General features: G+C 29.2%; 26 protein-coding genes. 25 read left to right on the forward strand and 1 reads right to left on the reverse strand.

What is annotated here, in order from left to right:
• From AWT72_RS09255 to AWT72_RS09695, 25 genes are all read left to right on the forward strand, one after another.
• A partial coding sequence (locus tag AWT72_RS09255; protein ID WP_197407621.1) for an EF-Tu C-terminal domain-related protein occupies window positions 1–85 on the forward strand: 85 nt, incomplete at its 5' end.
• Window positions 86–170: 85 nt separating this feature from the next.
• On the forward strand, window positions 171–479 hold the full coding sequence (rpsJ, locus tag AWT72_RS05985; RefSeq protein WP_067142312.1) for a 30S ribosomal protein S10: 309 nt from the start codon (window positions 171–173) through the stop codon (window positions 477–479).
• 62 nt (window positions 480–541) lie between these two features.
• Window positions 542–1,171 carry a 50S ribosomal protein L3 gene (rplC, locus tag AWT72_RS05990; RefSeq protein ID WP_231501469.1) on the forward strand — a complete coding sequence of 210 codons (630 nt, stop codon included), beginning with the start codon at window positions 542–544 and terminating at the stop codon, window positions 1,169–1,171.
• Between the two features lie 17 nt (window positions 1,172–1,188).
• On the forward strand, window positions 1,189–1,830 hold the full coding sequence (gene rplD / locus AWT72_RS05995) for a 50S ribosomal protein L4 (protein WP_067142317.1): 642 nt from the start codon (window positions 1,189–1,191) through the stop codon (window positions 1,828–1,830).
• A gap of 5 nt (window positions 1,831–1,835) precedes the next feature.
• A complete protein-coding gene (gene rplW, locus AWT72_RS06000) occupies window positions 1,836–2,123 on the forward strand; it encodes a 50S ribosomal protein L23 (protein ID WP_067142383.1) in 288 nt (95 codons plus the stop codon).
• 185 nt (window positions 2,124–2,308) lie between these two features.
• Entirely contained in the window at window positions 2,309–3,136 is an 828-nt protein-coding gene (gene rplB / locus AWT72_RS06005) for a 50S ribosomal protein L2 (protein ID WP_067142320.1), read from the forward strand.
• Between the two features lie 29 nt (window positions 3,137–3,165).
• A complete protein-coding gene (gene rpsS, locus AWT72_RS06010; RefSeq protein WP_067142323.1) occupies window positions 3,166–3,438 on the forward strand; it encodes a 30S ribosomal protein S19 in 273 nt (90 codons plus the stop codon).
• 21 nt (window positions 3,439–3,459) lie between these two features.
• A complete protein-coding gene (rplV, locus tag AWT72_RS06015) occupies window positions 3,460–3,804 on the forward strand; it encodes a 50S ribosomal protein L22 (RefSeq protein WP_067142326.1) in 345 nt (114 codons plus the stop codon).
• A 10-nt stretch (window positions 3,805–3,814) separates the two neighbouring features.
• Window positions 3,815–4,468, forward strand: a complete 654-nt coding sequence (gene rpsC, locus AWT72_RS06020) for a 30S ribosomal protein S3 (protein ID WP_067142329.1) — start codon at window positions 3,815–3,817, stop codon at window positions 4,466–4,468.
• Window positions 4,468–4,890, forward strand: coding sequence for a 50S ribosomal protein L16 (rplP, locus tag AWT72_RS06025; protein WP_067142332.1), 423 nt, complete (start codon window positions 4,468–4,470; stop codon window positions 4,888–4,890). Before rpsC ends, rplP begins: the two co-directional genes overlap by 1 nt.
• Window positions 4,890–5,075 (forward strand): 50S ribosomal protein L29, encoded by a 186-nt coding sequence (rpmC, locus tag AWT72_RS06030; RefSeq protein WP_067142335.1) that lies wholly within the window; start codon window positions 4,890–4,892, stop codon window positions 5,073–5,075. The genes rplP and rpmC overlap by 1 nt, the downstream gene beginning before the upstream one ends.
• An 11-nt stretch (window positions 5,076–5,086) precedes the next feature.
• Entirely contained in the window at window positions 5,087–5,341 is a 255-nt protein-coding gene (gene rpsQ, locus AWT72_RS06035) for a 30S ribosomal protein S17 (protein ID WP_067142338.1), read from the forward strand.
• Window positions 5,342–5,362: 21 nt separating this feature from the next.
• The gene (gene rplN, locus AWT72_RS06040; RefSeq protein WP_067142341.1) at window positions 5,363–5,731 is read left to right on the forward strand and encodes a 50S ribosomal protein L14; all 369 of its coding nucleotides are present in this window, start codon (window positions 5,363–5,365) and stop codon (window positions 5,729–5,731) included.
• 16 nt (window positions 5,732–5,747) lie between these two features.
• Window positions 5,748–6,131, forward strand: a complete 384-nt coding sequence (gene rplX, locus AWT72_RS06045) for a 50S ribosomal protein L24 (protein WP_067142344.1) — start codon at window positions 5,748–5,750, stop codon at window positions 6,129–6,131.
• 16 nt (window positions 6,132–6,147) lie between these two features.
• On the forward strand, window positions 6,148–6,702 hold the full coding sequence (gene rplE, locus AWT72_RS06050) for a 50S ribosomal protein L5 (protein ID WP_067142347.1): 555 nt from the start codon (window positions 6,148–6,150) through the stop codon (window positions 6,700–6,702).
• A 15-nt stretch (window positions 6,703–6,717) separates the two neighbouring features.
• Entirely contained in the window at window positions 6,718–7,005 is a 288-nt protein-coding gene (gene rpsN / locus AWT72_RS06055) for a 30S ribosomal protein S14 (protein WP_067142349.1), read from the forward strand.
• A 19-nt stretch (window positions 7,006–7,024) separates the two neighbouring features.
• Window positions 7,025–7,420, forward strand: a complete 396-nt coding sequence (rpsH, locus tag AWT72_RS06060; RefSeq protein ID WP_067142352.1) for a 30S ribosomal protein S8 — start codon at window positions 7,025–7,027, stop codon at window positions 7,418–7,420.
• A 34-nt stretch (window positions 7,421–7,454) separates the two neighbouring features.
• Complete coding sequence (rplF, locus tag AWT72_RS06065) at window positions 7,455–7,988, forward strand: 50S ribosomal protein L6 (RefSeq protein ID WP_067142355.1); 534 nt, start codon at window positions 7,455–7,457, stop codon at window positions 7,986–7,988.
• 8 nt (window positions 7,989–7,996) lie between these two features.
• On the forward strand, window positions 7,997–8,359 hold the full coding sequence (gene rplR, locus AWT72_RS06070; RefSeq protein WP_067142358.1) for a 50S ribosomal protein L18: 363 nt from the start codon (window positions 7,997–7,999) through the stop codon (window positions 8,357–8,359).
• Between the two features lie 18 nt (window positions 8,360–8,377).
• Entirely contained in the window at window positions 8,378–8,875 is a 498-nt protein-coding gene (gene rpsE, locus AWT72_RS06075) for a 30S ribosomal protein S5 (protein ID WP_067142362.1), read from the forward strand.
• A 17-nt stretch (window positions 8,876–8,892) separates the two neighbouring features.
• Window positions 8,893–9,075 (forward strand): 50S ribosomal protein L30, encoded by a 183-nt coding sequence (gene rpmD, locus AWT72_RS06080; RefSeq protein WP_067142365.1) that lies wholly within the window; start codon window positions 8,893–8,895, stop codon window positions 9,073–9,075.
• A gap of 1 nt (window position 9,076) precedes the next feature.
• Complete coding sequence (gene rplO / locus AWT72_RS06085) at window positions 9,077–9,610, forward strand: 50S ribosomal protein L15 (protein WP_067142368.1); 534 nt, start codon at window positions 9,077–9,079, stop codon at window positions 9,608–9,610.
• A 49-nt stretch (window positions 9,611–9,659) separates the two neighbouring features.
• Window positions 9,660–10,973 (forward strand): preprotein translocase subunit SecY, encoded by a 1,314-nt coding sequence (gene secY / locus AWT72_RS06090; RefSeq protein WP_067142371.1) that lies wholly within the window; start codon window positions 9,660–9,662, stop codon window positions 10,971–10,973.
• 196 nt (window positions 10,974–11,169) lie between these two features.
• A complete protein-coding gene (locus AWT72_RS09690; protein WP_067142374.1) occupies window positions 11,170–11,520 on the forward strand; it encodes an ORF6N domain-containing protein in 351 nt (116 codons plus the stop codon).
• A 94-nt stretch (window positions 11,521–11,614) separates the two neighbouring features.
• Window positions 11,615–11,968 (forward strand): hypothetical protein, encoded by a 354-nt coding sequence (locus tag AWT72_RS09695; RefSeq protein ID WP_067142377.1) that lies wholly within the window; start codon window positions 11,615–11,617, stop codon window positions 11,966–11,968.
• Window positions 11,969–12,109: 141 nt separating this feature from the next.
• Here AWT72_RS09695 and AWT72_RS06105 read toward each other — a convergent pair whose 3' ends face one another.
• Window positions 12,110–12,292 carry a hypothetical protein gene (locus AWT72_RS06105; RefSeq protein WP_067142380.1) on the reverse strand — a complete coding sequence of 61 codons (183 nt, stop codon included), beginning with the start codon at window positions 12,290–12,292 and terminating at the stop codon, window positions 12,110–12,112.
• Window positions 12,293–13,075: the final 783 nt, after the last annotated feature.

Here is a 13,075-nt window from a genome sequence, read left to right on the forward strand (position 1 = left end):
AGCAATGGAACCAGGATTAAGATTTGCTATAAGAGAAGGTGGAAGAACAGTAGCATCAGGAGTAGTTTCAGAAATCAAAAAATAAATAAACATTTAAATATATTTTGAAAACATTAAAGTAGAAAAGGGTACTTTTGTACCCTTCTATAACTAAGTAGGGAGGAAAAAATTTGGAAAACAAATTAAGAATACATCTTCAATCTTACGATCACAAATTGTTAGATCAATCTGCTAAAAAGATTGCAGAAGTTGTAAAGAAAGCTGGATCTGAAATAACAGGACCAATGCCTTTACCAACTAAAATCAAAAAATATACAGTATTAAGATCTGTACATGTTAATAAAGATTCAAGAGAACAATTTGAAATGAGAATTCATAGAAGATTTATTGAAATAGACAATTCTAGTCAACAAATAATGACAGCCTTAGGTTCACTAAGCTTGCCATCAGGAGTTGGAATAGAAATTAAACAAAAATAAATGTGTGTTAAAACACTTTGATACAAGTTGGGTAAAAGCTCAACCAATATATTAAGGAGGAAATAAGAATGTTATTAGGAAAAAAAATAGGAATGACACAAGTATTTGAAAATGAAAAATTAATACCTGTTACAGTAGTAGAGGTTAAATCAAACTTCGTTGTTCAAATAAAAACAGTAGAAAAAGAAGGTTATAATGCAGTAGCATTAGCAACTGGAGAAAAAAGAGAAAAATTAGTAAACAAACCTAAAATGGGTGTTTTCAAAAAAGCTGGAATTAGTCCACAAAGACTAACTAAGGAATTCCACGTAAATTCAGTTGATGGATATGAATTGGGTCAAGAATTAAATGTAGCTTCACTTGAAGGTATAGAATTTGTTGACATACAAGGTGTTTCAAAAGGTAAAGGGACTGCTGGTGTTATGAAAAGACATAACTTTGGTGGAAATAGAGCAACTCATGGAGTTTCTAGAAACCATAGACTTGGAGGATCAAATGCTGGTGGAGCAGCATCAAATAGTAATGTACCTAAAGGTAAAAAAATGGCTGGAAGAATGGGTAACGAAAATGTTACTGTTCAAAATTTAAGAGTTGTTAAATTTGATGTTGAAAACAATCTTTTATTAGTAAAAGGTGCAGTACCAGGTGCTAAAAATGGATACCTAGTAATTAAGAAATCAATTAAAAAATAAGTGGAAGGAGTTAGAAAATGTCATTAGATTTAAATGTATATAAATTAGATGGTTCTAGTGCAGGAACAATATCTTTAAACGAAGCTATATTTGGTATAACACCAAACGAACATGTAATGCACGAAGTATTAACTGCAGAACTTGCAGAAATAAGACAAGGAACTGCTTCGACTAAAACAAGAGGAGAAGTTTCTGGTGGTGGAAGAAAACCTTTTAGACAAAAAGGAACTGGTAGAGCAAGACAAGGTTCTACAAGAGCACCACATATGGTAGGTGGAGGAGTTACTTTTGGTCCTAAACCTAGATCATATGATAAAAAAGTAAATAAAAAAGTAAGAAAATTAGCTTTAAGATCTGCTCTTGCAGCAAGAATTCAAGCTGGACAAGTAATAGTATTAGATGAATATGCATTAGAAATGCCTAAAACAAAAACTTATACTGAATTTACTAAGAAATTGAGTTTTGATGGAGAAAAGAAATTATTCATAGTTAATGATTTTATAGAAGATAAGGATTATAACTTATACTTATCAGTTAGAAATATAAGAGATACTTTTACATTAATGCCTAACGAAATAAGTGTTTATTGGTTATTAAAGAGTGAGAAAATAGTTATAACTAAAGAAGCTCTTGAAACACTTGAGGAGGTGCTAGCGTAATGAGTATGAGAATATATGATATAATTAAAAAACCAATTTTAAATACAGAAAAAGCTAGAGTATTAGCAGAAAATAATGAATTTGTATTTATAGTTGATAGAAGAGCAAATAAATTAGAAATAAAAAATGCTGTAGAAACTTTATTCTCAGTAAAAGTTGTTTCAGTAAATACTTTAAATGTAAAACCAAAAGCTGGTAGATCAAGATTATCTGTTTATAAAGTGCCTGGATATAAAAAAGCTATAGTTAAATTAGCTGAAGGTGAAAAAATAGCAGCATATGAAGAAGTATAATAAATAAATTAAAACAAATAAAATTATGGTAGATGCAAAAAAAAATTGCATCTATCATAAAATAATACTAGAATTTTATAAAAAAATATGGTATAATATTTTTTGTTGTAGAACAATAATGATAGACACACGAGATAGTGTATGTAGAATTATAGGTTTAATAAATATTAGAGGAGGAAAGTGATATGCCTATTAGAAAATTAAAGCCAGTTACTAGTGGGACTCGGCATATGTCTATACTAGTTAACAAAGAACTAGACAAAGTTAGACCTGAAAAATCGTTAGTAGAACCATTAAATTCATCTTACGGGATTGATAATTATGGTCACAGAACAGGAAGAAATAGACATAAAGGACATAAGAGATTATACAGAATTATAGATTGGAAAAGAAATAAAATAGGAATACCTGCAAAGGTTGCAACTATTGAATATGATCCAAATAGAACAGCCAATATAGCTTTATTGCATTATGTTGATGGAGAAAAAAGATATATTTTAGCGCCTAATGGATTAAAAAAAGGTGATACAGTATTAGCTGGAAATGATGCAGAAATCAAACCAGGAAATGCTTTAAAACTTAAAGATTTACCAATAGGGACACAAATACATAATTTAGAATTAATACCTGGTAGAGGTGGACAATTAGCAAGATCTGCTGGAACTTCTGCAAGATTAGTTGCAAAAGAAGGAACATATTGTCACGTTGAATTACCATCAGGAGAATTAAGACTAATACATAAGGAATGTATGGCAACTGTAGGAACAGTTGGAAATTCAGAGCATTCATTAGTTTCATTAGGAAAAGCTGGAAGAAATAGACACTTAGGAAGAAAACCTCATGTTAGAGGATCAGTAATGAATCCTGTGGATCACCCACACGGAGGAGGAGAAGGAAGATCTCCTATCGGTAGAAAATCACCAGTTACACCTTGGGGTAAACCAACTCTTGGGAAGAAAACTAGAGGTAAGAAAAATAGCGATAAGTTCATAGTAAGAAAAAGAAAGAAATAACAGTAATATAATGAAATAAAGGAGGAAAAATGGCTCGTTCATTAAAAAAAGGACCTTTTGTTGATTTACACTTATTAAAAAAAGTAGAACAAATGGGAGAAAAAAAACAAGTTATTAAAACATGGTCAAGAAGATCAACAATATTCCCTCAATTTATAGGTTACACATTTGCAGTGTATAATGGTAAAAAACATATACCTGTTTATGTAACTGATGAAATGATAGGACACAAACTTGGAGAGTTCGCACCAACAAGAACTTTCTATGGTCATGGAAAAGATAAAAAAGATAAGAAAAAATAGGAAATCTGAAAGGAGATAGACATGGCAGCATACGCTAAGTTAACTTACCAAAGATTAAGTCCGCAAAAAGCAAGACTAGTTGCAGATATAGTTAGAGGTAAAAATGCAGAAGAAGCATTAAATATTTTAAGATTTACTAATAAAAAAGCAGCTCCATTAATTGAAAAAGTATTAAGATCAGCAATAGCAAATGCCGAACATAATTTCGGTATGGATGTAAATAAATTGTATGTATCAAAGATTTTAATAGATAAAGGACCAGTTCTTAAAAGAATGAATCCAAGAGCGATGGGTAGAGCGGATGTTATTAGAAAACCATTAGCACATATAACTGTAGAAGTTGATGAAAGAAATATAGAAGCATAGGAGGTAAACTGTGGGACAAAAAGTAGATCCTAGGGGACTAAGAATTGGGATAGTAAAGACATGGAATTCTAGTTGGTTTGCAGAAGGAAAAGAATACTTAAACAATTTTCATGAAGATTTAAAAATAAAAGATTATATAAAGAAAAATTATTACCATGCAGGTATTTCAAACATATACATTGAAAGAAATTCAGAAACAGAAGTAACTGTAATAATAGAAACAGCTAAAGCTGGTATATTAATAGGTAGAAAAGGTCAAGAAATAGAAGCTTTAAGAGCAAAACTTGAAAAAATGACAGGTAAAAAGGTAAATGCGAAAGCATTAGAAGTTAAAAATCCTAATAAAGACGCTCAATTAGTAGCTGAAAGTATTGCGACAGCAGTTGAAAAACGTGTGGCATATAAAAGAGCTATGCAACAAGCTATACAAAGAGCAGAAAAATCTGGCGTTAAAGGTATAAAAATAATGGTATCAGGAAGATTAAATGGTGCGGAAATCGCAAGATCTGAATGGACATTATCTGGTAGAGTACCTTTACATACTTTAAGAGCAGACATAGATTATGCAACAGCAACAGCACAAACAACTTATGGAGCATTAGGAATTAAAGTATGGATATTTAATGGTGAAGTACTTCCAACTAAGGAAGGAGGAAACAAATAATGTTAATACCTAAGAGAACTAAATATAGAAAGCAATTCAGAGGTAAAATTGGTGGAATTGCAACTAAGGGAAATAAAGTAGATTTTGGTGATTATGGATTAGCAGCTAAAGAGTTTGGATGGATAACATCAAGACAAATAGAAGCATGCCGTATTACTATTAACAGAACTTTTAAAAGAGAAGGTAAAATTTGGATAAGAATATTTCCTGACAAACCTTATACTAAAAGACCAGAAGGAACAAGAATGGGTAAAGGTAAAGGTAATACAGAAGGTTGGGTAGCAGTTGTTAAAACTGGTAAAATCTTATTTGAAGTTGGTGGAGTTAGTGAAGAAAAAGCTAAGGAAGCTTTAAGAAAAGCTGGACACAAATTACCTATAAAAGTTAAGTTCGTAAGAAAAGAAGTAGGTGGTGAAAACTAATGACAGCTAAAGAAGTAAAAGAATTATCGGTTGAGCAATTAGAGACTAAGGAAAAAGAGTTAAAGTTAGAATTGTTCAATTTAAAACTACAAAAGACATTAGGTCAATTGCAAAACACTGCAAAAATAAAAACAGTAAGAAGAGATATTGCAAGAATAAAGACAATATTAACTGAGAAGAAATAGGAGGTTTCGTTGTGGAAAGAAACGAAAGAAAAATCAGAGAAGGTGTAGTTGTTTCTGATAAAATGGATAAAACGATTGTAGTAGTTGAAGAAACAATGAAACTACATAAGTTATATAAAAAGAGAGTTAAATTTTCTAAAAGATACAAAGCACACGATGAAAATAATGAATGTAAAGTAGGAGACAAAGTTAGAATTATGGAAACTAGACCTTTAAGTAAAGATAAAACTTGGAGATTAGTTAAAGTAATTGAAAAAGCTAAGTAGTGAGTGAGAGGAGGAACTGTAGTGGTTCAACAACAAACAATACTAAACGTTGCAGACAATACAGGTGCTAAGAAAATAATGGTTATAAGGGTACTAGGTGGATCTAGAAGAAGATTTGGTAGTATAGGAGATCTAGTTGTTGCATCTGTAAAAGAAGCTATCCCTAATGGGAATGTAAAAAAAGGTGACGTTGTTAAAGCGGTAATCGTTAGAACAAGAAAAGAAATAAAAAGACAAGACGGTTCATATATAAAATTTGATGATAATGCAGCAGTTATTTTAAATGCAGCATTAGAAATTAAAGGAACAAGAATTTTTGGACCTGTTGCAAGAGAATTGAGAGCTAAGAATTTTATGAAAATAGTTTCATTAGCTCCAGAAGTACTGTAGGAAGGGGTCTTAGATAATGATTAAATCAAAAATAAAATCAGTTCCAAGAAAATTACATGTAAAAACTGGAGATACAGTAGTAGTAATTAGTGGAAGATCGAATAAAGAACTAAGAAGTGAAAAATCTGGTCAATATGGGGATAAAGGAAAAGTTGCTAAAGTTTTAAAAGTATTCCCTAAGACAGGTAAAATAGTTGTTGAAGGTGTAAATGTTAAGAAAAAGCATATGAAACCTACACAAGTGAACACACAAGGTGAGATTGTGGAAAAAGAAGTACCTATATTTGCATCAAAAGTTATGTTATGGGATTCAGAAGCAAAAAAAGGAACAAGAGTAAGATATGAAATAAAAGATGGAAAAAAAGTCAGAATATCTGTTGTTTCTGGAAAAGAAATATAGGAAAGGAGGATACTAAATGGCAGAAAAATATATTCCAAGATTACAAAAAAAATATAATGAAGAAATAATATCTAATTTAATGAAAGAATTAGGATTAAAGAATATAATGGAAGTACCAAAACTTGAAAAAATAGTAGTAAATATGGGTATAGGTGAAGCAGTAAATAATACTAAATTAATAGAAGAAGGTATTAAACAATTAGCACAAATTACAGGACAACAACCTTTACCAAGAGCAGCTAGAAAATCAGAAGCAGGTTTTAAATTAAGAGAAGGTCAAAAAATTGGAGTAAGTGTTACTTTAAGAAAAGAAAAAATGTATGAATTTTTAGATAGATTAGTAAGTATCGCACTTCCAAGAGTTAGAGATTTTGAAGGTGTATCAAATAAAGCTTTTGATGGAAGAGGAAATTATACTTTAGGAATTAAAGAACAAATAGTATTCCCTGAAATTGAAATTGATAAAGTAGATAAAGTTTTAGGATTAGGTGTTACTATCGTAACATCAGCAAAAAATGATGAACAAGGAAGAGCATTACTTAGAGCATTCGGAATGCCGTTTGTAAAATAGTAGGAGGTATATTTAATGGCTAAAGTAGCTATGGTTCAAAAGAATTTAAAAAGAGAGAAAATAGTTGATAAATATGCTGCTAAAAGAGCAGAGTTAAAGGCTAGAATAAAAAAAGGTGATAGGGAAGCAGTTCTTGAATTGCAAAAATTACCAAGAAATGCATCACCAACAAGATTAAGAAACAGATGCCAAGTAAATGGTAGACCAAGAGGATATATGAGAGAATTCGGTATATCAAGAGTTATGTTTAGAAAGCTTGCTGGAGAAGGTGTAATACCTGGTGTACAAAAATCAAGCTGGTAAAATTTGAGAGGAGGACAATATGAACTTAACAGATCCTATTGCAGATATGCTTACAAGAATTAGAAATGCAAACTCAGCTAAACATAGTTTAGTATCAATTCCATATTCTAAAATAAAGGAAAGCATGGCAAACATTTTAAAAAATGAAGGTTATATAGTTGATTTTGAAATAAAAGAAGAAGGAAGCAAAAAAGATATAGTTGTTTCTTTAAAGTTCGTTGACGGTGAAGCCGTTGTTAAAGGGTTAAAAAGAATATCTAAACCTGGAAGAAGAGTTTATAGTTCAGTAGAAAACTTACCAAAAGTTTTAGGTGGATTAGGAATAGCAATTATTTCTACACCTAAGGGAGTTTTAACTGATAAAGAATGCAGAAAGCACAGTGTTGGTGGAGAGGTACTTTGTTACGTTTGGTAATCAACATTGCGGAAATAAATGCTAAGGAGGAAAAATGTCAAGAGTAGGTAAAAAAACTATCGTTATACCACAAGGTGTGGAAATTACTAACGATGGAAATATATATACTGTTAAAGGACCAAAAGGAACTTTAACAAGAGAATTATCTAGCGAAATAGTTATAAAAGTAGAAGGTAACGAAATTACTTGTGAAAGAAATAGTGAATTACCAGCTATAAGAGCTTTACATGGAACTACACGTGCTAATTTAAATAATATGATAGTTGGTGTAAGCCAAGGATTTACTAAAAAATTAGAACTTATAGGGGTTGGATATAGAGTACAAGCAAATGGTAAAGGATTAACATTAGCATTAGGTTATTCTCATCCAATAGAAGTAGGAGAAGTAGAAGGTATTAATTTTACTGTTCAAGGAAATAATAAAATAACTATTGAAGGTATTGATAAACAATTAGTAGGGCAAATAGCAGCAAACATTAGATCTAAGAGACCACCTGAACCATATAAAGGAAAAGGTGTTAAGTATGCTGATGAAATTATTAGAAGAAAAGAAGGAAAGAAAGGATAGGGTAGCTTATGTTTAAAAAAGTTGATAGACAAAAATTAAGAGTAAAGAAACATAAAAGTATTAGAAACAAAGTTAATGGTACTGAGCAAAGACCTAGACTTTCTGTTTACAGAAGTTTAAATAATATTTTTGCTCAAATTATAGATGACACAAAAGGTGTTACTTTAGTAACTGCATCAACAATAGATAAAGATGCTAAGGTTAAAGTTGGATCTAACTTAGAAGCAGCTAAAATTATTGGTGAAAGAATAGCTAAAAAAGCACTAGAAAAAGGAATTGAAACTGTTGTATTTGATAGAAGTGGTTATATTTATACAGGTAGAGTTAAGGCTTTAGCTGATGCTGCAAGAGAAGCAGGATTGAAATTCTAAGGATAAGGAGGATTTATTTTGGCTAAGGAAATTAAGACGAGTGAATATAAAGAAAGTCTTTTAAGAATAAGTAGAGTATCAAAAACAGTTAAAGGAGGAAGAAGAATTTCATTCTCTGTATTAGCAGCTGTTGGAGACGGAAAAGGTAAAGTTGGAATTGGATTAGGGAAAGCAAATGGTGTACCTGATGCAATTAAAAAAGCATTAGCAGTTGCTAAAAAGAGCATGGTTACTGTTTCATTAAAAGGTGGAACATTACCTCATGAACAAATTGGTAAATTTAATGCAACAACTGTATTATTGAAACCAGCAACAGAAGGGACAGGAGTAATTGCAGGATCTGCAACTAGAGAACTTCTTGAATTAGTTGGTGTAACTGATGTACTTACAAAAATAAGAGGGTCAAGAAATAAAGATAATATAGCAAGAGCTACAATAGATGGATTGACAAAATTAAGATCTATTGAAGAAGTTGCTAAATTAAGAGGAAAAACAATAGATGAAATAATAAGATAAGGCTAGGAGGAAAATTAATGTCTAGAGTAAAAATAACACTTATAAAAGGAATTAATGGGAGAAAGCCTAACCATATCACAACTGTAAAATCACTAGGGTTAAAGAAAATTAATCATAGTGTAGAACATAATTTAACAGATGATATAAAAGGAAAAATAAAATTAGTTTCTTATTTATTAAAAGTAGAGGAGGTTCAATAATATGAACTTAAACGAATTAAAATCTGCTAATGTTAGAAAAGAAAAGAAAAGAATAGGTAGAGGACACGGAACTGGTTGGGGAAAAACAGCTGGTAAAGGTCATAACGGTCAAAAGCAAAGATCAGGAAATTATGTTTCTGCTGCTTTTGAAGGTGGACAAATGCCATTAGTTAGAAGAATACCTAAAAGAGGATTCTCAAATTCTCCATTTAAAAAAGATTTCATTGTATTGAATTTAAAAGATATAGTTGAAAAATTTGAAGACGGAGAGACAGTTTCTTTATCTACATTAGTTGAAAAAAACATAGTAAAAAACCCAGGATTTATATTGAATCAAAATGGAACAGACGGTAGAGAATACACAAGTTTATTAAAAGTTATAGGTCAATATGAAATAACTAAAAAATTAAACTTTAAAGTTGAAAAAATTTCAAAAACAGCTAAAGAATTAATAGAAAAAGCTGGAGGAACAGTAGAATTATTAGGAATAAAGTCTTATTCAAATACTGCTTCTAATAACAAAAAAGAAGATTAGGACAAGTAAGTTTAACTTACTTTTTTCCTATATTTAAGGAGTGATTATATTGACATTATTTGAAGCTATTAAAACTAGATTTAATTCTATACTTAATGTAAGAGAATTAAGAAGAAGAGTAACTTTTACCCTTTTAATGTTCTTAGTTGCTAGAATAGGTATACAAATTCCTGTTCCAGGAATAAATGTGGGATTATTTTCGCAATTTATTAATAATCCACTAGCTCAATTTTTAGACTTATTTTCAGGAGGAGCTATACAGCAAGCATCGATATTTTCTTTGGGAATAACACCATATATTAATGCTTCAATAGTATTCCAATTATTAGGAGTTTTATATCCTAAAATAGAAGAAATGCAAAAAGAAGGCGGAAAACAAAGAGAGCAAATAACACAATGGACTAGATATTTGGCTATAGCAATAGCTATTGCTCAATCTTTCTTTGCGGCAGTATTATTACAATCGCAAAATATAGTAATAGAACCTGGAGTTACTTTCTTAATAACATCTACAGCACTTATGACAGGTGGAGCAGCATTTTTAATGTGGTTAGCAGAAAGAATATCTATAAAAGGAATAGGAAACGGAACATCTATGTTAATTTTCCTAAATATAGTATCTAATCTACCAAGAGTTGCTTATAGAATGGGTACAAGTTTATTCGGAAATACAAGAGGGAATTTATTATTATCAGCCTCAGTATTATTATTTATTGCTATTATAGTAATAATGGTAATAATACAATTAGGTGAAAGAAGAATACCTATACAGTATGTTGGAAAATCAAGTAGAGGATTTGGACAAGGTCCAAGTTCAGTTGGTAAGAAAACATTTTTACCAATTAAAATTAATACAGCAGGAGTTATGCCAATAATTTTTGCATCTATGCTTATGGCAATACCTGCAGTTATAGTATCATTTATTAAAAATCCTGAAAAACAAGCTTTTTGGGGTAGAATATTAGGACAAACAGGTTGGCTTTACTTATCAATAATGGTAGTATTAATTATAGCATTTTCATTCTTCTATACAGCAATAGTATTTGATCCAGATAAAATTGCTGATAGTTTGAAACAAACTGGAGGAACATTACCATTAAAAAGAGCAGGAAGAGAAACGGCTGATTATTTAGAAAGTATAGTAACAACTATAACTTATGGTACAGCAGTATTTCTAGCAGTATTAGGTATATTACCTAATATATGGTTTGGTTATGTAGTTAATTTACCTGTTATGTTAGGTGGTACAAGTTTAATAATTTTAGTTGGTGTTGCAGTTGATTTAATTAAACAAATCGATTCGCATTTAGCAGTTAAAAAATATAAAGGATTTGGAACAAGTAAAAGAAGATTAAATAGATAAATAAAATAAAATTTAGCAATTAATTTTGCTAAATTTTTTTTGTTTTAAATATAAAAGTGTTGTATAATAAAATGTTGTAAACACAGTTGGGGCAGGAGATGCCTTATTTTCATCATAAACTATTATGTGAAAGATTACTCTGCATTAGAAGCATTAAAAAGAGCTGAAATGTTTGCAGTATTAAAAATTAGAGTTAATGGAGCATCAAAATGGATTTAGTACAGAAGAAGTTATTGAAAAAGAATTGAAAAAATTAAAAATAAAGGTAAAATATAATGAGTGGATATTTACGAAAAAAGGTGAAAAAATGGATAATAATCTTATAGAAATAAAAACTGATAATATTAAAAATCTTATTTATACAATTAGAGGTAAACAAGTAATGCTTGATAGTGATTTGGCGATGCTTTATCAAGTAGAAACAAGAGTTTTAAATCAAGCTGTAAAAAGAAACATAAAAAGATTTCCAGAAAAATTTATGTTTAGACTAACTGATGAAGAATATAAAGTTTTGATATCACAAATTGTGATATCAAAAAACTACTGATAAAAAATTTGAGCAAGTATTTAATTATATTGCAAGTAGTAAAGAAGTATCACAAAAAATATTCTTCAATGGACAAATCTATGATGCATTTTCTTTGCTTGTAGATATAGTTAAGCAAGCTAATAGTAGCATTATTTTGATAGATAACTATGTTGGTGTAGATACACTTAATATACTTGCTAAAAAGAAAGACGGAGTAAAAGTTGATATTCACGCAACTAAAAAAAGTAATTTAACTAAAAATGATATAAAGAAATTTAATCAACAATATCATAATTTATCAGTTCATCTGATAGATACATTCCACGATAGATTTATAATACTAGATGAGAGTAGTTGTTATCATATTGGCTCGTCAATAAAGGATGCAGGAAATAAAAGTTTTGCTATTAGCAAAATTGAAGATGAGCGAAATATAAATGATATTTTAAGTAGATTGAAAAGATAAAGTTTTCCCAATTTCTAATTGAAAGAAAGTAGATTTAGAGTATATAGAGTACTCTTTTTGTAAATTGGTTTAGCGTTTATATTTTACAAAAAAAGAGAGGCGAGTAAAGAATTTTAAAAAAAATTCTACTCACTTTTTTTATTAATTTTTAGATACTAAGGTAGTTACTACAGATAATGAAGTAGAAGCAGTACCTAATAATAATATTAATGTTGTTTTATTACCTATATAAACATTTTTAAAATACATTAAGTATATAAAAAACAAGTCAACAAATAATAATATTAAAAATGAGATAAATAATATTGTTTTACTATTAATCATATTAACTCCTCCTTAATTTTAAGAGTTATATCCAAGGTATACTCCAACACCTACACTAGCAATAAAAATAGCTGTAGTAATAATTGTACCACCATCGTATTCGAATAATTCATGTTCATTTATTTCAAACATGATTAATTACCCCTTTTCAATAATAATTATATAATGAAAATGTTAAAAGTCAAATAATAACAAAAAAATGTAGAATAAAGTTTGATATGCAACACCCTATATTATCAAGTAAATTTGTTATATTAATTTTATAAAAAAAAAAGAGAGATGAGTAAAGAATAAAAAAAAATTCTACTCATTTTTTTTGGTTTTAAAAGTTTAATTAAAAATTTATATCCATTGTAATTATTAGAAAAATGGCGATGGGTTGATATTTTTAAAAAAGGGGTTATAATATTAGAAATTAAGGGATTTAAAAATAATTTACACAAAATGCTACAGAAGTTTTTAAATTTTTATATATATTAATATAATTAGTTGTTAAAATTAGGGTTAAAAAATGAAAATTATGGGAGGTAGTAAATTATGAAAAACTTTAAATTTATTTGGGAGTCAATTATTACTACAGCTATTTTTATTGCTAGTGTAGTTGTTGGAGTATACCTTGGATATAACTCTTAAAATTAAGGAGGAGTTAATATGATTCATAGTAAAACAATATTATTTATCTCATTTTTAATATTATTATTTGTTTACTTTTTTTTTATATACTTATTGTATTTTATAATTGTTTATATTGGTATTAAAACATCTTTAATATTATTATTAGTT

It is taken from the genome of Oceanivirga salmonicida (genome assembly GCF_001517915.1).
In the GTDB taxonomy this organism is placed as follows: Bacteria; Fusobacteriota; Fusobacteriia; order Fusobacteriales; family Leptotrichiaceae; genus Oceanivirga; species Oceanivirga salmonicida.